Source organism: Enterobacter sp. JMULE2, assembly GCF_013337145.1.
Taxonomy (GTDB): domain Bacteria; phylum Pseudomonadota; class Gammaproteobacteria; order Enterobacterales; family Enterobacteriaceae; genus Enterobacter; species Enterobacter mori.
In genome coordinates this window covers 82,393-103,387 of record NZ_SGWD01000015.1, presented here as the reverse complement: position 1 = coordinate 103,387, position 20,995 = coordinate 82,393, and the positions used below count along the sequence as shown (strand labels likewise).

General features: G+C 57.2%; 20 protein-coding genes. 5 read left to right on the top strand and 15 right to left on the bottom strand.

Features of this window, described 5'->3' with window-relative positions; genetic code table 11:
- Positions 1-59 precede the first annotated feature (59 nt).
- Positions 60-1,034, top strand: coding sequence for an aldo/keto reductase (locus EXW94_RS18525; protein WP_108415705.1), 975 nt, complete (start codon positions 60-62; stop codon positions 1,032-1,034).
- A gap of 103 nt (positions 1,035-1,137) precedes the next feature.
- Here EXW94_RS18525 and thiL read toward each other — a convergent pair whose 3' ends face one another.
- From thiL to nrdR, 5 genes are all read right to left on the bottom strand, one after another.
- On the bottom strand, positions 1,138-2,109 hold the full coding sequence (thiL, locus tag EXW94_RS18520; RefSeq protein ID WP_174340717.1) for a thiamine-phosphate kinase: 972 nt from the start codon (positions 2,107-2,109) through the stop codon (positions 1,138-1,140).
- Between the two features lie 77 nt (positions 2,110-2,186).
- The gene (nusB, locus tag EXW94_RS18515) at positions 2,187-2,606 is read right to left on the bottom strand and encodes a transcription antitermination factor NusB (RefSeq protein WP_006809908.1); all 420 of its coding nucleotides are present in this window, start codon (positions 2,604-2,606) and stop codon (positions 2,187-2,189) included.
- A 21-nt stretch (positions 2,607-2,627) separates the two neighbouring features.
- Complete coding sequence (ribE, locus tag EXW94_RS18510; RefSeq protein WP_006176874.1) at positions 2,628-3,098, bottom strand: 6,7-dimethyl-8-ribityllumazine synthase; 471 nt, start codon at positions 3,096-3,098, stop codon at positions 2,628-2,630.
- Between the two features lie 87 nt (positions 3,099-3,185).
- Entirely contained in the window at positions 3,186-4,289 is a 1,104-nt protein-coding gene (gene ribD / locus EXW94_RS18505; protein ID WP_120159549.1) for a bifunctional diaminohydroxyphosphoribosylaminopyrimidine deaminase/5-amino-6-(5-phosphoribosylamino)uracil reductase RibD, read from the bottom strand.
- 4 nt (positions 4,290-4,293) lie between these two features.
- Positions 4,294-4,743, bottom strand: a complete 450-nt coding sequence (gene nrdR, locus EXW94_RS18500; protein WP_006176872.1) for a transcriptional regulator NrdR — start codon at positions 4,741-4,743, stop codon at positions 4,294-4,296.
- 152 nt (positions 4,744-4,895) lie between these two features.
- On the opposite strand from nrdR, the gene EXW94_RS18495 reads away from it, so the two are divergent.
- Together EXW94_RS18495 and EXW94_RS18490 are read left to right on the top strand one after the other, a co-directional pair.
- Positions 4,896-5,435: a DUF3251 domain-containing protein gene (locus EXW94_RS18495; protein ID WP_174340716.1), complete on the top strand. Its 540-nt coding sequence runs from the start codon at positions 4,896-4,898 to the stop codon at positions 5,433-5,435.
- Positions 5,436-5,703: 268 nt separating this feature from the next.
- Entirely contained in the window at positions 5,704-6,588 is an 885-nt protein-coding gene (locus EXW94_RS18490; RefSeq protein WP_010428066.1) for a nucleoside-specific channel-forming protein Tsx, read from the top strand.
- A gap of 88 nt (positions 6,589-6,676) precedes the next feature.
- Here the strand turns inward: EXW94_RS18490 and EXW94_RS18485 are convergent, their stop codons facing one another.
- The 7 genes from EXW94_RS18485 to queA all read right to left on the bottom strand — a co-directional run bounded on the left by EXW94_RS18485 (position 6,677) and on the right by queA (position 13,342).
- A complete protein-coding gene (locus EXW94_RS18485; protein ID WP_108415701.1) occupies positions 6,677-7,357 on the bottom strand; it encodes a YafY family protein in 681 nt (226 codons plus the stop codon).
- Positions 7,358-7,371: 14 nt separating this feature from the next.
- Positions 7,372-7,737, bottom strand: coding sequence for a VOC family protein (locus tag EXW94_RS18480; protein WP_148400296.1), 366 nt, complete (start codon positions 7,735-7,737; stop codon positions 7,372-7,374).
- 141 nt (positions 7,738-7,878) lie between these two features.
- Positions 7,879-8,850: a protein translocase subunit SecF gene (gene secF / locus EXW94_RS18475; protein ID WP_089599268.1), complete on the bottom strand. Its 972-nt coding sequence runs from the start codon at positions 8,848-8,850 to the stop codon at positions 7,879-7,881.
- Between the two features lie 10 nt (positions 8,851-8,860).
- A complete protein-coding gene (secD, locus tag EXW94_RS18470) occupies positions 8,861-10,708 on the bottom strand; it encodes a protein translocase subunit SecD (protein WP_174340715.1) in 1,848 nt (615 codons plus the stop codon).
- Positions 10,709-10,735: 27 nt separating this feature from the next.
- Complete coding sequence (gene yajC / locus EXW94_RS18465) at positions 10,736-11,068, bottom strand: preprotein translocase subunit YajC (protein WP_003021544.1); 333 nt, start codon at positions 11,066-11,068, stop codon at positions 10,736-10,738.
- Positions 11,069-11,090: 22 nt separating this feature from the next.
- Entirely contained in the window at positions 11,091-12,218 is a 1,128-nt protein-coding gene (gene tgt, locus EXW94_RS18460) for a tRNA guanosine(34) transglycosylase Tgt (RefSeq protein WP_089599266.1), read from the bottom strand.
- A gap of 53 nt (positions 12,219-12,271) precedes the next feature.
- Positions 12,272-13,342, bottom strand: a complete 1,071-nt coding sequence (queA, locus tag EXW94_RS18455; RefSeq protein ID WP_126816838.1) for a tRNA preQ1(34) S-adenosylmethionine ribosyltransferase-isomerase QueA — start codon at positions 13,340-13,342, stop codon at positions 12,272-12,274.
- A gap of 92 nt (positions 13,343-13,434) precedes the next feature.
- On the opposite strand from queA, the gene acpH reads away from it, so the two are divergent.
- Together acpH and EXW94_RS18445 are read left to right on the top strand one after the other, a co-directional pair.
- Positions 13,435-14,016 carry an ACP phosphodiesterase gene (gene acpH, locus EXW94_RS18450; protein WP_120159543.1) on the top strand — a complete coding sequence of 194 codons (582 nt, stop codon included), beginning with the start codon at positions 13,435-13,437 and terminating at the stop codon, positions 14,014-14,016.
- 127 nt (positions 14,017-14,143) lie between these two features.
- A complete protein-coding gene (locus EXW94_RS18445) occupies positions 14,144-14,746 on the top strand; it encodes a peroxiredoxin C (protein WP_010428037.1) in 603 nt (200 codons plus the stop codon).
- 43 nt (positions 14,747-14,789) lie between these two features.
- Here EXW94_RS18445 and EXW94_RS18440 read toward each other — a convergent pair whose 3' ends face one another.
- The 3 genes from EXW94_RS18440 to malZ all read right to left on the bottom strand — a co-directional run bounded on the left by EXW94_RS18440 (position 14,790) and on the right by malZ (position 20,693).
- A complete protein-coding gene (locus tag EXW94_RS18440; protein ID WP_174340714.1) occupies positions 14,790-16,175 on the bottom strand; it encodes a DUF3999 domain-containing protein in 1,386 nt (461 codons plus the stop codon).
- Positions 16,172-18,787 carry a DUF2339 domain-containing protein gene (locus EXW94_RS18435; RefSeq protein WP_174340713.1) on the bottom strand — a complete coding sequence of 872 codons (2,616 nt, stop codon included), beginning with the start codon at positions 18,785-18,787 and terminating at the stop codon, positions 16,172-16,174. The genes EXW94_RS18440 and EXW94_RS18435 overlap by 4 nt, the downstream gene beginning before the upstream one ends.
- Before the next feature lie 88 nt (positions 18,788-18,875).
- Positions 18,876-20,693, bottom strand: a complete 1,818-nt coding sequence (gene malZ, locus EXW94_RS18430) for a maltodextrin glucosidase (RefSeq protein ID WP_174340712.1) — start codon at positions 20,691-20,693, stop codon at positions 18,876-18,878.
- Between the last annotated feature and the right edge of the window lie 302 nt (positions 20,694-20,995).

The window sequence follows — 20,995 nt, the reverse complement described above, 5'->3', positions numbered from 1 at the left end:
CCCCCTTTTCCGCTCCTGCTATGCTTAAACCTCATGTTTAAAATAGCAGGAGCGGAACCGTGCAATACACTACGTTAGGAAAAACGGACCTTAAGGTTTCCCGACTTTGCCTGGGCTGCATGACCTTTGGCGAGCCCGATCGGGGAAACCACGCCTGGACGCTGCCGGAAGAGAGCAGTCGTCCGATTATCAAACGCGCCATTGAAGGCGGCATTAACTTCTTTGACACCGCCAACAGCTACTCCGACGGCAGCAGCGAAGAGATTGTTGGCCGCGCTCTGCGCGATTTTGCCCGCCGTGATGACATCGTCGTTGCCACCAAAGTCTACTATCCGTCAGGCGATCTGACTGAAGGCCTTTCTCGCACGCAGATCCTGCGCTCTATTGATGACAGCCTCAGACGCCTGAACATGGATTACGTCGACCTGCTGCAAATCCACCGCTGGGATTACAACACCCCGATCGAAGAGACGCTTGAAGCGTTGAACGACGTCGTGAAAGCCGGTAAAGCGCGCTACATCGGCGCATCGTCCATGCATGCCTCACAGTTTGCCCAGGCGCTGGATCTCCAGGCACAGCACGGCTGGGCACGCTTTGTCACCATGCAGGATCACTACAACCTGATCTACCGTGAAGAAGAGCGCGAGATGTTGCCGCTGTGCCATCAGGAGGGCGTGGCGGTGATCCCGTGGAGCCCGCTGGCGCGCGGTCGACTGACCCGTCCTTGGGGCGAAACCACGGCTCGCCTGGTATCGGATGAAGTGGGGAAAAATCTCTATAGCGGTACAGAAGCCAGCGATGCGCTGATTGCCGAGCGTCTGGCAGGCATTGCCGACGATACCGGTGCAACCCGCGCCCAGGTGGCGCTGGCATGGCTGCTGAGCAAACGCGGGGTTGCCGCACCGATTATCGGCACGTCGCGGGAAGAACAGCTGGATGAGCTGCTGAATGCGGTGGACATCACGCTGACGCCGGAGCAGATTGCCGAGCTTGAGACGCCGTATCAGCAGCATCCGGTGGTGGGGTTTAAGTAAACACTTGCCGGGTGGCGGCTTCGCCTTACCCGGCCTACGATCGCACCCTATTTGTAGGCCGGGTAAGGCGGAGCCGCCACCCGGCAATACAGAGCGCACAAACTCACGCGAAGTGATCGTACCCTTTCCAGTCGAGCGTTACCGGCGCACCTTCACGGACAAACTTCAGCCCTTCGCTCTCCGGCATAATCTGCCCGATGCAGGTAAATTTCGCGCCGAGATGCGCTAACGCCACGTCCAGCGTTCCACGGTTCAGCTCCGGCACGGTGAAGCACAGTTCGTAGTCTTCACCCCCGGACAGCGCCCAGCGCAGCGCCTGCTCAGGTTCGACATGGCGAAGCAGTTGCTCCGACAGCGGGAACAGATCCAGGTCAACGCGCGCGCCTACGCCGCTGGCCTTAAGGATATGCCCGAGATCGGAGATCAGCCCGTCAGAGAGATCGATAGCCGAGCTTGCCCGCTCGCGCAGCGCCTGGCCGTGCAGAATACGCGGCGTTGGCCGCAGATGGCGCTTCACCAGATACGCCGCATCGTCAGCATCTCCAACCGTTAAACGGCTCTGGAGGATCGCCAGCCCTGCCGCGCTGTCACCCGGCGTACCGGTCACGTAGATCCAGTCGCCTGGTTTTGCGCCCGAGCGCTTCAGCGCGCGGCCGAGCGGCACGTAGCCGTGGATCGCCAGCGTCATCGACAGCGGCCCGGCAGTGGTATCACCGCCAATCAACTGCATATCGTAATAATTCAGCTGTTCAAACAGCGCGTCGCTAAACGCTTCCAGCCAGGCTTCATCGACCTCTGGCAACGTCAGAGCCAGCGTCAGCCAGGCAGGATCGGCACCCATCGCCGCCAGATCGCTAACGTTCACCGCCAGCGCTTTATACGCCAGATCGGCAGGAGCGATATCGGGCAGGAAATGACGCCCGCACACCAGGGTGTCGGTGCTGATTGCCAGCGTCTGTTTTTCGGGAATATTGAGAAGTGCACAGTCATCGCCAATGCCGGTTTCAACATCAAGACGAGAGGTTCTGACACGGTCGAAATAACGGGCAATCAGGGAGAATTCGCCGCATGCCATACGTTATGCCTCAGCAAATAAAAGAAAAAACCGGAGCCGCACTGCCCGTCAGGCAATGCAGAACTCCGGTTTGCGGATCACTTTTTGTGGGGACGGATCGCAGGTGCTGCTTTATCAAGTACGCCGTTTACGAACTTGTGGCTGTCTTCAGCGCCGAAGGTTTTCGCCAGTTCGATCGCTTCGTTGATGGCCACTTTGTACGGCACATCATCACGTTTAGACAGCTCAAACAGCGCGATACGCAACACTGCTTTTTCCACCTGGCCCAGCTCTTCGAGCAGACGAGACAGGTATGGCTTCATCAGACCATCGAGATACGCGCTATTAGTCGCCACTCCCGACAGCAGTTCACGGAAGTACAGAACGTCAACGTCTTTCACGTCCTGTTCTGACAGGAACTGGTATTCAACATCAGCGATGTCGTTCTGGGACAACTGCCAGGAGTAAAGCGCCTGAACGGCACATTCACGGGCGCGGCGACGAGCAGCAGGTTTCACGGAATTCCCCTTACAAAAAAATCAGGCCTTGATGGCTTTCAATACATTGATCATTTCAAGCGCGGTCAGTGCAGCTTCTGCACCTTTGTTACCGGCTTTGGTGCCAGCACGTTCGATGGCTTGTTCAATACTTTCGGTAGTCAGCACGCCGAATGCGACAGGAATTTCAGCATCCTGCGCAACGTGTGCCAGACCGTTGCTTGCACCGCCCGCAACGTATTCGAAGTGCGCAGTGCCGCCACGAATAACGGTACCCAGCGCAATCACCGCGTCGTATTTACCGGTTTTCGCCAGCGCGCCCGCCGCCAGTGGCAGTTCGTAAGCGCCTGGAACCCAAACAACGGTAATGTTGTCATCTTTAACCTGGCCGATACGTTTCAGGGCGTCAATCGCACCTTCCAGCAGGCTGTCGTTGATGAAGTTGTTGAAACGCGCAATGGTGATGGCGACGCGAGCGTCCGGGGTAGCTACAGCAGCTTCAATAATGTTCATACTCTTCCTTTACGGGTTCATTTGGCCCCGCAGGGGGGCGGATTTTATCATAATACTTTGCGCACTGCTTCCCTATTTCGGGAGCAATTACGCTGTCGTTAAATGGAGGCAGACATCCGGACCCACCGGACGAATCTCGCTGAATCTGAGTTGAGGTGCGTCGGCCAGTTTTTCAAGGCCAGGCAGCACAAACAGGCCGCGCGCGTCGTGCCCTAACAGTTTAGGCGCAACGTAGACAATCAGTTCATCCACCAGCCCAGCCTGTAAGAGCGCACCGGCGAGCGTAGGCCCGGCTTCGACCCAGATACTGTTGACCTGCTGCTTGCCGAGCAACATCATCAGCACGACTAAATCCAGATGCCCGTTATGCTCCGGCACCATGATGCTGCGCACGCCTTCCGGCCATTCACGCGTATCTTCTTTCGTGCGGGCAATCCAGGTTTCACCCGGCTGCTGCACGATGCGGTGATCCGGCGTCACGCGGTTCTGGCTATCAATAATAATGCGCAGCGGCTGACGCAGGTTCTCCTGCGGGTAAAGCGCCTGGGTATCGGCACTCAGTTCGTCCCAGCGCACGGTCATGGCCGGATCGTCAGCCAAAACGGTTTCACTGCTGGTGAGGATAGCATGGCTTTGCGCACGCAGACGTTGCACATCGCGCCTTGCCTGCGGCGACGTGATCCATTGGCTTTCGCCGTTTGCCATCGCCGTACGTCCATCCAGCGAAGCGCCCAGCTTAAGCTGAATATACGGGAACCCGGTACGCATGCGCTTCAGAAAGCCTTTGTTAATCGCTTCCGCGTCCTGCATCATCAGCCCATGGCTGACGTCAATGCCTTCCTGCTGCAGGCGATACAGACCGCGTCCGGCCACCTGCGGATTCGGATCCTGCATTGATGCAACAACGCGCGACACACCCGCTGCAATCAGCGCCTCACAGCACGGCGGCGTACGCCCGTGATGGCTGCAGGGCTCGAGCGTAACGTAGGCCGTTGCGCCGCGCGCCTTCTCGCCCGCCATGCGCAAGGCATGCACCTCGGCGTGGGGCTCGCCCGCACGAAGGTGATAGCCTTCGCCCACGATCTCGCCCTCTTTGACAATAACGCACCCCACGTTCGGGTTCGGGTGGGTAGTAAAACGACCACGCTGCGCCAGCTTCATGGCTCGTGCCATGTACATCTCGTCCTGCATGGGCTTAATCCTGTAGGCGGGCGATCTCTTCGCCGAACTCTTTGATATCTTCGAAACTGCGGTAGACAGAGGCGAAGCGGATATAGGCGACTTTATCGAGCTTTTTCAGCTGTTCCATCACCAGGTTGCCAATCATTTTGCTCGGCACCTCGCGCTCACCTAAGCCACGAAGATGAGACTTGATGTGGTTTAACGCCATTTCGACATCGTCTGCGCTGACGGGCCGTTTTTCGAGGGCTTTCAGCATTCCGCTGCGCAGCTTTTCTTCATTGAACGGCTCGCGCACGTCGTTACTTTTCACCACGCGCGGCATTACCAGCTCTGCAACTTCAAAGGTCGTGAAACGCTCGTTGCACACCAGACACTGTCGGCGACGGCGTACGGAAGACCCTTCGCCCACCAGGCGAGAGTCGATGACTTTGGTATCCACAGCGGAGCAGAATGGGCAATGCATACGGTATCCCTGTAATCCGGTTAACTGATTTTCATTTTACCCTGATCTGGCCTGACAACAAAGGAAGAGCTTTTTGAGATAAAGGATCTATGTCAGACACAATGAAGCTGGCTACCATTAGAGCGATCCGTTATTTCAAGGAAATAAACGCAATGACAAGACGTTATCTGAAAATTTTGCTGGTGGGGAGCCTCTTTACCCTTAGCGCCTGTGCACAGCAGACCGAAGTCCGTCAGATGAAACAGAGCGTGAATACGCTCAATACGGCGATGGACAAACTGAACAAAGAGACAGTGAAGATCACCCAGCAAAACGCCCTCAATGCGAAGTCCAGCAGCGGGGTTTATCTGCTGCCGGGCGCCAACACGCCTGCCCGCCTGAACAGCCAGATTGGCACGTTAAAGATGTCTCTGGTGAATGTTGCAGCGAATGCCGATGGTACTCGCGCAACATTACGCATTCAGGGTGAATCCAACGATCCGCTTCCCGCGTTCAGCGGCACCGTAGAGTGGGGCCAGATTCAGGGCACCACGGAAAGCTACCAGGAAGTGAACGTGAAGAACCAGCTCTTCACCGCCCCCGCCAGCACGCTGGCCCCGAGCGATGTTGATATCCCGCTACAGCTGAGTGGGCTCACCCCAGAACAGCTGGGCTTTATCCGCATTCACGACATTCAACCCGCCGCGCAATAACCTCCTCTTTTAGCGGAGTGAAATGTCACTCCGCTAACATTTACATTTCGTATGGATTGGCAACATAAATGTTTGCCGTTACAATCCCGGCCGTTTAAAGTACGCAAACGTGAACGCAATCGATTACGCATGTGAGAGATATGTGAAACAACACATATTTTTGTGAGCAAGGATTCCTATAATAGGCTCCGCAGAAACACGAAATATTTTGATACGCAAATCGCGCATTTTTCACTCCCGGAAGGGAATTTCAATCAGTGGCATGATTATGAAAAAAACATTACTCGCAGCCGGTGCTGTACTGGCACTCTCCTCCTCTTTCACTGTTAACGCAGCGGAAAACGATAAACCACAATACCTCTCCGACTGGTGGCACCAGAGCGTTAACGTAGTTGGCAGCTACCACACCCGTTTCGGACCTCAGATCCGCAACGATACCTACCTGGAATACGAAGCGTTCGCCAAGAAAGACTGGTTTGATTTCTATGGTTATATGGATGCGCCGGTATTCTTCGGTGGTAACACCGACGCGAAAGGTATCTGGAACCACGGTTCCCCGCTGTTCATGGAGATCGAACCACGCTTCTCTATTGATAAGCTGACTGGCACCAGCCTGGCGTTTGGTCCGTTCAAAGAGTGGTACTTCGCAAACAACTATATCTACGACATGGGCCGTAACAAGTCCGGTCGTCAGAGCACCTGGTACATGGGTCTGGGTACGGACATCGATACCGGTCTGCCAATGAGCCTGTCCATGAACGTGTACGCGAAGTACCAGTGGCAGAACTACGGCGCCGCGAACGAAAACGAGTGGGACGGCTACCGTTTCAAAGTGAAATACTTTGTGCCAATCACCCAGCTGTGGGGCGGCAACCTGAGCTACATCGGCTTCACCAACTTTGACTGGGGCTCAGACCTGGGCGACAACGACTTCCGCGATCTGAACGGTAAGAAAGCGCGCACCAACGACTCCATCGCTTCCAGCCACATCCTGGCGCTGAACTACGATCACTGGCACTACTCTGTTGTTGCGCGTTACTGGCATAACGGTGGTCAGTGGAACGACGACGCGAGCCTGAACTTCGGTAACGGCGATTTCAGCGTCCGTTCTACCGGTTGGGGTGGTTACCTGGTTGTAGGTTATAACTTCTAAACAGTGCGGATTTCGCCCGGTGGCGCTACGCTTACCGGGCCTACGATCCGGATGTAGGCCGGGTAAGGCGTAGCCGCCACCCGGCTTTTTACTGCTTCACCTTGCGCAAAAAATCCGCCAATGACCTGTCCGCACTCTCGCTAAACCGCCTCTCCGTCTGCACAATATTGAGGCATCGGTCGAGCCGGAAACAGCGGTAGTCATCGCGCCGCTCGCACCACGCAGCCAACAGCCAGTGCTCCCCCCAGAAGAACAGCCCAAGCGGCTGCACCTCACGCCAGGTTAACTGCCCGGCCTCATCACGGTAATGCAGGGCAAGCACGCGCTGCGCAGAGATCGCCTGATGAATCACATCAAATCCGCTGCGGGAATGGGGCTGAAGCGCAATATCCGGCGCATAAATCCGCGTCTGCTCCGCCTTGCGTCGGCTCTCCTCGGGCAGGATCGCCAGCACCTTCTCCTGAGCCGACTCCAGCTCGCGGGACAGCGATTCCCCTCCCCAGGTTTTCAGCAGACGAATTGCCACCATCAGCGCCTCGGACTCTTTATTGGTCAGCATCAGCGGCGGCAGGTCAAAGCCCGACATCAGCCGGTATCCGCTCCCCGCCTCGCCCTCTACCGGCACGCCAGAGAGAGACAGGTCGCGGATATCGCGGTAGACCGTGCGCTCGGAGACGCCAAGCCGCTCCGCCAGATGCGCTGCCGTTGTCAGACGCCTGCCCCGCAGGATCTGCACAATCTGAAACAAACGGTCAGCGCGTCGGGTCATCGTCTCTTTTGCTCTCAGGCCGGTTGATGAAGGCCGACGCGATTACCTTCGCTGTCGGTGAACAAGGCAATGGTGCCAATGCCTCGCGGCAATTCCAGCGGACCAAAGACGCACGCACCGCCCGCAGAGGCAATACGATCGAGCGTGGCCACCAGATTGTCAGTATGCAGATAAATAATAGCGCCCTGCTGCGACGGCGTAATGCCGTCAAACTTCGCCAGTGCGCCGCCGGTTGCCGGGTCTTCGTGCGGGAAAATCGCCAGCTCTGCCACGTCCATTTTCTCGCGCTTCAGCGTAACCTGCATTACCGGTTCATAAAATTTGATGGCGCGATCCATATCGGCGACCGGAATTTCAAACCAGTTAATCACACTTTTCATACTTCCTCCTGCCTGTTGTTGGGTTCAGAAGGAGTCTACGACAGGGCTCCTGACAGCATACTGTCAGGAGTGTTTGTCAGGAGCAGATAAAAAAAATCCCGGCCAACAGACCGGGATTTCGATAACGTCTAAGACACTGTCTTACGGCAGAATTGACGGCTGATCCGCCCCTTCTTTTTCGACTTTCTGCTGGAGCAAGTGCTCGCGCTTCATGCCGAGTTTCAGTGCCAGTGCGGACGCGACGTAGATAGACGACGCCGTACCGATAGACACACCGATCAGCATGGTCAGCGAGAAGCCTTCCAGCACCGGACCACCGAAGAGATACAGCATCAGGATAACCATTAAGGTCGTTCCGGATGTGATCAAGGTACGGTGCAGCGTCTGGGTCAACGACACGTTGAAGATTTCGTACGGCGTACCGCGACGGATCTTACGGAAGTTTTCACGAATACGGTCAGATACCACGATACTGTCGTTCAGTGAGTAACCGATGACGGACATCAGGGATGCCACAATCGTCAGGTCAATCTCAATATGGAACAGAGACAGTACGCCCATGGTGATCACCACGTCGTGCGCCAGCGCGATAACCACACCTGCCGCCAGTCGCCACTCGAAGCGGAAGCCAACGTAGATCAGGATGGAAATCAGCGCCACCATCAGCGCCATCGCGCCGGTTTGCGCCAGGTCCGCACCCACGCTCGGGCCAACGAACTCAATACGCTTCACCGCCGCATTCTGGCTGGTCGATTCGTTGATAACCTTCAGAACCTTGCTACCGAGCTCCTGGCTGCCGTTGGCGTCGTGTACCGGAGGCATACGCACCATGATGTCGCGGCTGCTGCCGAAGTTCTGCAGCAGCGGCTCTTCAAAGCCCGCTTTCTGCAGCGATTCGCGCATCTGGTCCATATCGACCGGTTTTTCCAGGGAAATCTCAATTACCGTACCACCGGTAAAATCGAGACCCCAGTTAAAGCCTTTCACGCCCATAATGACGATGGACAGAATCAGCAGAAAACCTGAAATGCCGAAGGCCCAGTAGTCCCAGCGCATAAAGTCCCAGACTTTACGGCCGTGGTTCAATTGTTCAACAGTATATTCCTGTGCCACAACGCACTCCTCAGATAGACAGCTTTTTGACGCGCTTGCCGCCGTACAGCAGGTTCACGATGGCACGGGTGCCGACAATAGCGGTAAACATTGACGTTGCAACACCGATACCGGTTGTAATTGCAAAGCCTTTGATCGCGCCAGTACCCACTGCATACAGGATAAGAACCTTAATCAGTGTTGTTACGTTCGCATCGAAGATGGAGCTGAACGCCCCTTTATAGCCTTCTTCAATCGCCTGTTGCACAGAGCGACCGTTACTCAACTCTTCTTTGATACGTTCGTTTATCAGTACGTTGGCGTCGACCGCCACCGCAAGGGTAAGAACGATACCCGCAATACCCGGCATGGTCAGCGTCGCCCCCGGCAGCAGGGACATAATGCCGATGATCATCACAAGGTTTGCCAGCAGCGCGGAGGTCGCGATCAGACCAAACTTCTTATAGAAGAAGATCATGAAGAGAATAGAGACCACCAGACCGGCCAGACACGCTTCCAGACCCTGTTTGATGTTCTGCATACCCAGGGTTGGACCAATGGTACGTTCTTCAACAATCTGAATTGGCGCAATCAGCGCACCGGCACGCAGCAGCAGTGACAGCTGGCGCGCTTCGTTCGGGTTGTTGATACCGGTGATACGGAAGCTGTTACCCAGGCGAGACTGGATGTTGGCGATGTTAATCACCTCTTCCTCTTTCACCAGCACGGCACGACCGTTGGCGTCTTTCTTACCGCTGTCTTTGTACTCCACGAACAGGGTCGCCATCGGTTTACCGATGTTGTCCTTGGTGAAGTTAGACATGATGTTACCACCCGCGCTATCCAGCGAGATGTTAACCTGCGGCTGGTTGTATTCATCCTGGCTTGAAGTGGAGTCGGTGATATGGTCACCGGTCAGGATCACGCGTTTGTACAGCACAACCGGCTGACCTTCGCGGGTCTCTTTCACTTCGGAGTCGCCCGGGATACGGCCAGAGGCGGCAGCAGACTGATCGACGTTGGAGTTAACCAGGCGGAATTCCAGGGTTGCAGTCGCACCCAGAATCTCTTTCGCACGCGCGGTATCCTGGATACCCGGCAGTTCCACCACGATACGGTCAGCACCCTGACGCTGTACCAGCGGCTCAGCCACGCCCAGTTGGTTTACACGGTTACGCAGAATGTTGATGTTCTGCTGAACGGCATATTCACGCGCTTCGCTCAGACGTGCATCCGTCATCACCGCACGCAGCTGGTTGCTGCCCTGAGAGGTGATGACCAGATCGCGGTGACGTTGAGACAGGTAAGTTACAGCCTGGTCGCGTGCCGCGCTGTCGCGGAACGTGATGCTCATGCCGTAGTTATCTTCTTTACGCACGGTAGTGTACGCAATGCCTTTCTCACGCAGATCGCTGCGCAGGCTGTCGATGTTCTGTTCCTGCAGCTTGCCAAGCGCGGTATCCATATCCACTTCCATCAGGAAGTGAACGCCGCCACGCAGGTCAAGACCGAGTTTCATTGGCTCTGCGTTCAGCGCAGCCAGCCAACGCGGGGTTGCAGGAGCAAGGTTAAGCGCCACGACATACTTATCACCCAGCACGCCCATCAGCGCTTCACGGGCGCGGAGCTGCGTGTCGGTGGTGTCGAAGCGAGCAAGAATTGCGCCCTCTTCCAGTGCCACAGACTTAGCGGTAATTTTTTCTTCTTGTAACGTTTTCTGGACCTGGATCAGCGTTTGCTCACTGGCGGCGACACCGCGCGCGCCAGTGATTTGAACGGCCGGATCCTCACCATACAGGTTGGGAAGCGCGTACAGCAGGCCGACGAGAATCACGACGACCAGCATGATGTACTTCCACAAAGGATAACGGTTTAACACGGCAGTTCCCTTTGGGAAAAGTTGGGATTACAGCGCCTTCATGGTGCCTTTCGGCAGAACGGCAGCTACGAAGTCACGTTTGATAACCACTTCAGTGGTGTCGTTCAGCGCGATTGCAATGTAGCCGCTTTCCGCTACTTTGGTCACGCGACCGACCAGGCCACCGTTGGTCAGTACTTCATCGCCTTTCGCAATGGAGTTCATCAGGTTTTTGTGCTCTTTGGTGCGCTTCTGCTGTGGACGCAGGATCATGAAGTAGAAGATCAGACCAAACACAACCAGCATCAGAATCAGAGACATCGGGCTGCCCTGCGCTGGAGCACCTGTTGCTGCTACCGCATCAGAAATAAAAAAGCTCATTCAAATTCCCTCATTATTAAAATTAATCAACGTTCAAAGGTGGGACATCCCGGCCCTGACGTTGGTAGAAATCGGTCACGAAGCTCTCTAATTTACCCTCTTCGATAGCCTTACGTAAACCAGCCATTAAGCGCTGATAATAACGAAGATTATGAATGGTATTGAGACGCGCGCCCAAAATCTCGTTACAACGATCGAGATGATGCAGATACGCGCGAGAATAATTGCGACAGGTATAGCAATCGCACTCGGAATCGAGCGGGCTGGTGTCACTCTTATGCTTCGCGTTACGGATTTTCACCACGCCATCGGTTACGAACAGATGACCGTTACGCGCGTTGCGGGTTGGCATGACGCAGTCGAACATATCAATGCCGCGACGAACGCCTTCAACCAGGTCTTCTGGTTTACCCACCCCCATCAGGTATCGTGGTTTATCCGCCGGGATTTGCGGGCAGACATGCTCCAGAATGCGGTGCATGTCTTCCTTCGGCTCACCCACAGCCAAACCGCCGACAGCGTAGCCATCAAAACCTATCTCTACCAGACCTTTAACGGAGATATCGCGTAAATCTTCGTAAACGCTGCCCTGGATGATGCCGAACAGCGCATTTTTGTTCTGTAAGGAGTCAAAACGGTCGCGGCTGCGCTGCGCCCAGCGCAAGGACATTTCCATGGAGCGCTTGGCGTAGTCCCAGTCCGCCGGGTACGGCGTACATTCGTCGAAGATCATTACGATGTCGGAGCCGAGATCGTACTGAATCTCCATCGATTTTTCGGGATCGAGGAAAATCGGATCGCCGTTGATTGGGTTACGGAAATGAACGCCCTTTTCGGTGATCTTGCGGATATCGCCCAGGCTGAATACCTGGAAGCCGCCGGAGTCGGTCAGGATGGGACCTTTCCACTGCATGAAGTCATGCAGGTCGCCGTGGAGCTTCATGATCTCCTGACCCGGACGCAGCCACAGGTGGAAGGTGTTACCGAGGATAATCTGTGCGCCAGTGGCTTCAACTTCTTCCGGCGTCATCCCTTTTACGGTGCCGTACGTGCCCACAGGCATAAACGCGGGGGTTTCAACCACGCCGCGATCAAACACCAGGCGACCGCGACGCGCGCGGCCATCGGTGGTATCGAGTTCAAATTTCATTTTTTCTCCGACGTCAGAAAAACAGTCCAACGTTGTAAAACGGTGCCGCGGACTTATTCCCCGACACGCTCATTCAAAGCCTGCGGATTGTACGTGATAAACATCGCGTCCCCGTAGCTAAAAAAGCGATATTTTTGTTCTACCGCAGACTTGTAGGCGTTCATCGTATGCTGATAACCGGCAAACGCGGAAACCAGCATAATCAGCGTCGATTCAGGCAGATGGAAGTTGGTCACCAGCGCATCAATCACTTTGTACTGATAGCCCGGGTAGATAAAGATCTGCGTATCGCCAAAGAACGGCTCGATAAGATCGCTTTTCGCGGCCTGCGCGGCGCTCTCAAGCGAACGTACGGAAGTTGTGCCCACAGCAATCACGCGGCTACCGCGGCCTTTCGCCGCCAGCACCGCATCCACAACCTCTTGCGGTACTTCGGCGTATTCAGAGTGCATGATGTGGTCTTCAATGCTGTCCACGCGCACCGGCTGGAAGGTGCCCGCACCAACGTGCAACGTCACGAACGCCATCTCTACGCCCTTCGCGCGCAGTTTCTCCAGCAGCGGCTCATCAAAGTGCAGGCCCGCGGTTGGTGCGGCTACGGCACCCGGTTTCTGGCTGTAGACGGTCTGATACAGCTCGCGGTCGGCCTCTTCGTCAGGACGCTCAATGTACGGCGGCAGCGGCATGTGGCCGATGGCGTTCAGGATATCGAGAACCGTGCGCTCGTCGTCAAACGCCACCTCAAACAGCGCGTCGTGACGCGCGGTCATGGTTGCTTTGATGCTCTCGTCATCGCCCAGCAGCAGTTCAGCGCCCGGCTTCGGCGCTTTGGAGGCGCGAATATGTGCCAGAATACGTTTATCATCGAGCATACGTTCGACCAGCACTTCAATCTTGCCGCCGCTGGCTTTACGGCCAAACAGGCGCGCCGGGATCACGCGGGTGTTGTTAAAGACCAGCAGATCGCCAGGGTTGAGCTTGTCGAGCAAATCGGTGAAAGTACCGTGCGTCAGCTCGCCCGTCGGCCCATCCAGTGACAGTAAGCGACAGCTGCTTCGCTCAGGCATGGGATAGTGAGCAATCAGGGATTCAGGTAGTTCAAAGGAGAAATCGGCGACGCGCATGACGTATACTCGTGACTTAAAAACAGGCGGCATAGTCTAGTGCTCACACCCTTTTGCTGCAACAACTAGCCGCCCCCGGACAAATAAAACGCATGAATTTTCTCGCTCATCTGCATCTCGCACACCTCGCTGACAGCTCCCTTTCCGGCAATTTGCTGGCCGATTTTGTACGCGGCAACCCCGCAGAAGCGTATTCCCCTGAGGTTGTCGACGGAATTTTTATGCACCGCCGCATCGACGTGCTGACCGATAACCTGCCGGAAGTGACGGAAGCCAAAGCGTGGTTTCGCCCTGAGACGCGCCGCGTTGCGCCGATCACGCTTGATGTGATGTGGGATCACTTCCTGTCGCGCCACTGGGAACAGCTGTCGCCGGAGATGCCGCTGCCCGAATTTGTGCGCTATGCCCATCAGCAGGTGTCGATTATTTTACCGGACTCACCGCCGCGATTTGTGAATCTGAATAACTACCTGTGGTCGGAACGCTGGCTGGAGCGCTACGGCGAGATGGATTTCATCCAGAACGTGCTGAATGGGATGGCGAGCCGCCGCCCGCGTCTGGATGCGCTGCGCGACTCATGGCATGACCTGGATGAACATTACGATGCGCTGGAAACCCGCTTCTGGCAGTTCTACCCGCGTATGATGACGCAGGCGAAAAATAAAGAACTGTGATGCCGGTATGATTGATAGGTAAAAGCTGACGGAACGATTGTCACCACCTCTTTGTCTTATTCCCGAACACTCTCTATACTGGCCCGCGTTGCGTTCCAAATAACCTTAGTATCTACAGGAGAATCATATGGTTCTGGTAACTCGTCCGGCTCCGGATTTTACAGCTGCAGCAGTTCTGGGCAACGGTGAAATCGTTGAAAACTTCAACTTCAAACAGCATACCAACGGTAAAGCGACCGTTCTGTTCTTCTGGCCAATGGACTTCACTTTCGTTTGCCCGTCTGAGCTGATCGCGTTCGACAAACGTTATGAAGAATTCCAGAAGCGTGGCGTGGAAGTGGTTGGCGTCTCCTTCGACTCTGAATTTGTACACAACGCATGGCGTAACACCCCTGTCGAAAATGGCGGCATCGGTGCGGTGAAATACGCAATGGTTGCGGACATCAAACGCGAAATCCAGCAGGCTTACGGTATCGAACATCCGGACGCTGGCGTTGCCCTGCGTGGTTCTTTCCTGATCGACGCAAACGGCATCGTTCGTCACCAGGTTGTGAACGATCTGCCGCTGGGTCGTAACATCGACGAAATGCTGCGCATGGTTGACGCGCTGCAGTTCCACGAAGAGCACGGTGAAGTGTGCCCGGCTCAGTGGGAAAAAGGAAAAGAAGGTATGAACGCGTCTCCAGACGGCGTGGCTAAATACCTGTCCGAGAACGTATCCAGCCTGTAATCGGCACGGTTTACGACGAAGGCCCGCTTATGCGGGCCTTTTTTTATGCCTTACGCTGCGTCTCTCGCCAGATGCACCAGGCCATGCCCGCCAGCAGAATCACCCCTGCAATCAGCACGCCCCATACCAGCAGCGTGTTCATCCTGCTCTCCCGCTCGGCCGCAGAGGTAGCGGTCAGCCGCCCCTCGCCGCCTAATGCGACATCAGCCTGAATGTCGGCCTGCGGCAGGTTCGCCATATCATAGGTCTTGCGCAAATCGGCCGGGATCAGCATGCCGGGCTCCACGCTGGCAGGCTTTGCCGCCCCGTTGCCCCAGGCGAGCACGTACGGCGCTTTCCCCTGCGCGTTGAACACCAGATCGTAGCGGTCGCGATGTCCCGTGACGCTCGGCAGGTATTCTGGCAGACGCGCATTCAGCGTCGTGATTTTCACTGCCTGCACCAGGCCCCCGTGAAGCGAAACCGGTGGCGACGTTTTTCCCTCAAGACGGTAAAGGACATCTTTTTTCAGGGGATGCCATGCGTCTTTTTCCGTACTCCGCCACGCGATCTCCACGGGAAGAACGCCATCGCCATTCAGTGAGATGCTGACAGCGCTCAGCGGCTGCGGGCGCGCCCAGTGCCACTGCGCTTCGCTTGTCGATAGCTGCTCCCCTTCTCCCTCAAGGTCGACCGCTTCCGGGGCCGCCTGGGCTGGTGCGCTGATTGCGTTTACGCCGGTCAAGGTTATCCCCTGGCTCTGCGCGTTCAGCACCACCATGAGATAGCGATTCGCATCGGGAGATAAAACCGTATCGGTATCGATCCGATCGAGCTTAAGACGATCCTGGCCGCTGACGACGTCCAGCAATGGCATATCCTCGCGCAGGGTATACCAGCGCTTAAGATCCTCGCTGTAATAGACCGACGCCGTTCCCTGCCACGGCGTCTGAGGGGTATTCCAGAGCAGCTGCAGCTGGGATATGCCCATCTCTTCCGTCGCCTGCTCAGGCAGGGTCAGCAGATAATGTTGCCCGGCTGCGGCGGCTTTTTGTCCTTCCAGCACAATCTCAACGCCATTTCCGGAACGGAGTAGGATCTTATCGCTGTCACCGGATCCTCGCGAAGCCGCAAGCGGCGAGGCGTCCAGCGGGAAGAGGCGCAGCGCGGTGGATTGCGCTGGGGCCTGCGGACGCGTCGCGCTGACCAGGCTGAAGGGAACCGGCTCGCCCGACTGATTAAAGACGCGGACATCATGCAGATCCGGCGACGTGCTTTGCTCATAGACGGCCAGCGGCAGCATCACCCGATACCACCGGGAAGGAACCGACGTATCGAGTGAAAGACCAAAGGCATAGTCCCGGGGCGATTCCGTTTGCCCCTCGTTGCAGAACGCCGGGCCGGAAAGCGCCAGCAGCGCGGTACAGGCTACCGCTTTCATCCATTTCATTTTTCATCTCCTGTTTTGGGCGGCAGCGGGGAGAAATACCCCACGATCAGAACCAGTATCGCCACGCCGATAAACGCCACCGCGCGGGACAAACCGCCTCCGCCCGCGCTGTCCACCAGCATCAGTTTAACTATCACCACACCCAGCAGCGCGGCACCGCAAAGCCACTCCTGCCGGGAAGCCCGACGGGTGGCATGGATCATGACCACCAGCGCGCTCAGCATCCAGAACAGGGCAAAACTGGTCTGGATAAGCCGCGAATCCCACAGCGATGCCATATTCCAGGCCACGTCGCCGTACCAGGCCAGCGCGCGCATCAGCGCACCGTTCAGCCACCAGAAGCCAAATGCCATCATCGCGACGGCAGGCCACGGGCGGGCCTGCGAGAGCCACGCCGGGTAGTAGCGATCCACAGCCCGATAAAAGACCACCAGCCCCAGCAGCGCGAACGCAGCGCCTTCCTCAAGTGGGTTTATCAGCGGCAGCCAGGTCTGACGATACACCACACCGTCCTGGAAATTGGTCACCACCAGCAATACCAATAGCGCCACGACCACGGGGATCGGTGCCAGGCAGGCATAGAGCGCAGGCCACTCCCGGAACGGCCACCCGCGACGCCTTACGGCTGCAGAGAGCGCCATAATCACCCCGCCGCCTGCAGCCATCGCTAATCCGCTGCCCCAGGCCGCCATGCCCCACGGCAACGACCGGGCAAACCAGTAAAGCTCGGCGGCCAGCGCCAGTAAAATCATCCATAACAGCGACACATGCAGCCCCATCGCGATGCGCGGCAGGAGCCTTTTACCGTCGCGCCGCAGCAGCATCAGCGCAGCAGGAAGCGCAACGCACCAGGCCAGATTCGACCAACCGGCGGCAACGATTTGCTGGTGCCAGAGCTGATATCCCACCATCAGCAGCATAACCGGCCACAGCAGCCATTTGCTGGCATCCAGCTCCCGCCACGCTAAACGCGCAGCCACCTGCCGCCAGCTCCAGACCGACGCCGCCGTCAGTGCCAGCACGCCCGCCAGAATCGGTAATTCCTGCGTCATCACCAGCCCCGATGCGCCCAAGAGCGCCACGAGCCAGAACAGCAGCCCACCGGCCAGCAGCGCCCAGCTGACCGGCATAAAGAGAGTCCGCCACAGCCAGGCCGCAGCCAGCCAGCAAAGGCTGAGGATAGTGAAGATCAGCAGCAGGCTCAGCGACGTCACGCCGTCCGTTTGCGCCCACAGCGCGCTGCCGAGCGCCAGCACCAGCAGCGCCGTGCCGCTATAGCTCATGTGACGCTGATGCTGCTGCACGCCCAGCCAGAGGATACCCAGCCCTTCCAGCGCCCAGGCCATCGCCGTCCAGCGCGCCGACAGCGCCAGTGGAATGGCGAGCGTGGCAAATCCGCCGCCGATGGCCAGCGCGGCCATGACCAGCGGCCGTCCGATGGAGGGATAGCGCCGCAGCGCAAGGAACGCGAGGGAAAGATAAAATGCGCCGTACCCCAGCGCGCTGAGCGCCGGACCGTAGGTCCAGTGCTGAGTCATGCCATACTGCATTCCAAAACCAACCAGAGGCGGGGCAAACAGCAGCACACCGTCAATAATTTGCTTCCCTTTCTCCTGCGCCCGCAGCGACAGCGCCACGCTCAGGACGCCGAATATCAACGTATTGGCAATCAGGAACAGCTGGCAGACCCAATAATCTTCAGGCTGGTAGTCACTCAGCCCCCACAGGCCGCCCACGCCGAACGTAAACAGCAGCCCGAGCAGATTCAGCTCGCGCCAGTGCTGCCAGATGCTGATAACGAGAATGCCGATAGAAAGCAGAAGATAGAAAGAGAACAGCGCGACAAAGCTGCCGCCCCCGGTGGACAACAGCAGCGGCGCAAGATACCCGCCGAGGCTCGCCAGCATGGCGAGGCTCAGCGCCTTCTGCAGCACCGCCAGCCCGACGCTCGCCGCGCATATCACCACCAGAAGCGCAAAGGCCAGCGTCATCGGCAGCATTTGCCAGAGCCGGAATGCGCCAAACACCGTCAGGTAGAGCACGCCGGTCGCCCCGCCCTGGAGGATCAGCGCATAGACACGCTGCCTGTGCCGCAGCCGCCACCCAACCGCCAGCAGAACGATGGCAAACAGCGCCGTTGCCACGAGGCGCAGCTCAAGCGGGAACAGGGAATGTTCAACGGTATAGCGCAGCAGGAATGAAAGACCGAGGAAGAGCAGCAGGATCCCAAGCTTCGCCAGCGGATTACCCTGCATGAACCAGCGCACCAGCGACGTCAGTATGCCGGCAAAGGCAGAAGGCTGTTTTGCCGCAGGTGCCGGGGCCGGAGCGGGTTTTGCCACGGCAGTGGGAGTATCGGAGCACCAGGGGTCGACAGGCGTGGGAGCGTCCTCAACCACCGGCGCGGTCACTGCCGCCGGCGCGGCGGCCCGTTCAGGCTCCGGCACTTTCTCCGCGACGCCGCGCTGCTCGAGCGCCTCAATGCGCTGGCGCAGCCGGGCGATCTCCTGTTTCGCCGCCGTGCTTCGGTTAAAGCCGATAACCGCAAGCACGGGTGCAACGCCCAGCGCAAAAACCAGGAACAAACAGCCAAGGATGTAAAGCTCGTCCATGTTTCCACCTTCACCGTAAACGATCCGTTAAGATTGACACAAATAGTTGCATTTGCGCCATCTTAAAAGGTGGAAACATTAGCAGGTCTTAGCTGCCGGACCAGATCGTCGCGGATACCGCAGGCAGCGCCAGCACGCCGTCCTGTATCGTTGCCTTGCCCTCTTTATTCTTCCACATAGCCACCTTCAGCAGCGGTGAATCATCCAGCACCACTTCGCAGGCCTCACCCCGGTTGATGGCGATCAGCATGCGTTGCTGGTTATAGACGCGGGCAAACACCACCACGTTATCGTGCGCATAGACCACCTGACAGCCACCGTAGCGCAGAGCCTGATTCTGTTTACGCAGCTTCGCCAGCCGCTGATACAGGCTGAACAGCACCTTGTCCTGTTTCGCCGGCTCCCACGGGAAGGTTTTGCGGCAGAACGGATCGTTGTTGCCGTCCAGCCCCACTTCGTCTCCGTAATAAATACACGGCACCCCAGGCCAGGTGAAGAGCCAGGTCACCGCCAGCGGCAGACGCGCCACATCCTTGCCGAGCAGGGATTTAAAGCGCGCGGTGTCGTGGCTATCGAGCTGGTTGAACATCCGCAGCTGCTGCTGATGAGACAGACCGGCGCGATAGTTCTCCATCCACGCCATGCAGGTTTCAGCGTCGATATGGTTCGGATCGTAGGAGATATCGGTGTTAGCGAGGAATCCCCACAGCGGGAAGGTAAAGCCGCGATAGTTCATTGCCGCATCTTCCGCATCGTTCTGCAGCCACTGGCGCGCGTCACCAAAGTGCTCGCCGAAGACAAACGCTTCAGGCTGGGCCGCTTTTGCCGAGCGCGTAATCCCGGCGACGTGCTGAAGATTGTTCCGCGCCCCGCCCGCTTCACCGAGCATATGCACCACGTCCAGACGCCAGCCATCCATGTTCCACGGCGCTTTCAACCAGTGGCGGACGATGCTGTCTTCGCCGCCGTAGATTTCATTCACGAGCGTTGGCGACTGGAAATCCAGCTTCGGCAGGCTGGCGTAACCCAGCCAGTCCAGGGCGCGGCCTTCCTCGTTAAAGCTGTACCAGTCGCGCTGCGGCGAGTCCGGGTTATGACATGCCCCTCCCATCGACTGATTATGGCGGTCAAACCAGGCGTGTGAATCTCCGCTGTGGTTGAACACGCCGTCCAGGATCAGCCGCATGCCTTCATTTTGGGTGTTCTTACGCAGGCGCAGCAGCGCCTCGTCACCGCCAAACTGTTCGTCAACGTGGCGATAATCCTGCGTATCGTATTTATGCACGCTTGGGGCTTTAAACACCGGGTTCAGGTAGAGCGCCGTCACGCCAAGCTTTTTCAGGTACGGCAGTTTTTCGCTGATGCCATCGAGATCGCCGCCGTAAAAGGTCGAGCCGCCAGCCTGCGCCGTCACCGGGTCATCCCACGCTTTCATAATGACGTCGTGACCCGCCGCATGGTGGTAATAAACCTTATCCTGCTGTGCGGTGCGCTTTTCGCTGCGCGCAAAGCGGTCCGGGAAAATCTGGTAAAAGACCTGATCGTTAACCCACTGCGGGCCGTTATCCGGGTAATCGACCGCAAACTGCTCCAGCCGTGCGGGCGGGAAACGACTAAACCCCTGCGGGGTAAACCACAGCTGACGGTTATTCCACAGCAGTTTGAAGCTGTAACGGCGACGCGGCTGTCCGCTATTCAGGTCGATATTCGCCCGCCACGCCGTGATCCCCGGCTGCGGCTGGCTGCGCAGCTTGTGCATTTTCAGCCCGGTCTCTTCGTTATCTATTTCAGCGCGGAGTGTCACCCGTTCAGGCTGATTTTCCCCCGCCAGCCAGAGCGTAATCACAAGGTTGTCTTTGTTTTGCTTAACAAATGGGGCAACCGGAAGGTGCCAGGCATTTAACATCACGAATCCCCTTTGATGAAATTGACGTCACCTTGCCACAGGGTGATTAAGGATAGCTCACCATGACGTGATTTATTGGGGGAGGAGGACGGGGGAGGAGGTAAAATTTCCTCCCCCACAAGGCTGAGGAATCCCCAGTCATTTTTTTACTTGAAGCGATAAACGTTGCTTCAGCAAAATTAATGACTTACAGCGACGCCCTGGTCCGGCTGTAAATCGCCGAAGCGTTTCCGTAAGGCCGGGGCGAGGCGCAGGGATGCGCCGAGAGGGCGTGGCCTGCAGGGATGCAGGCTCATGCCCGA